Genomic DNA, 363 nt, shown 5'->3' with positions numbered 1-363 from the left:
TGTGTCGCAGGTAATCGTTCCTACTTTTGTACAGATTTCATAACCTATAACATACGTTCCCGTTGGAGTACCTGACGGTACCGTAACATCTCCTGTTACAGGGTCTAAGTTCGGTACGATTGTTCCCGTTGGGGTTGACGTTACCGTTATCGTTACATCAGATGTTGTTGGTGTGTTAGTACCAAGTCTATCATTATCCAACACGTTAACTACAGTTCCACTTTGAGGGGTCGTTACAGTTACTGGGTCGTCAGTAGCCGTGATTACCGTAGGGGTCGTTACCGCTGTAACTGTTATTACTACAGTAGCTGTGTCGCAGGTAATCGTTCCTACTTTTGTACAGATTTCATAACCTATAACATA

1 protein-coding gene is annotated in these 363 nt (G+C 43.5%); it reads right to left on the bottom strand.

Going from position 1 to position 363, the window contains the following annotated elements:
* Positions 1 to 363 (bottom strand): hypothetical protein (locus CCAND38_RS11730; protein ID WP_042343226.1); only part of this gene is annotated, 363 nt, incomplete at both ends.

It is taken from the genome of Capnocytophaga canis, assembly GCF_000827555.1.
Taxonomy (GTDB): Bacteria; Bacteroidota; Bacteroidia; order Flavobacteriales; family Flavobacteriaceae; genus Capnocytophaga; species Capnocytophaga canis.
This window is presented reverse-complemented; position numbering and strand designations above follow the sequence as displayed.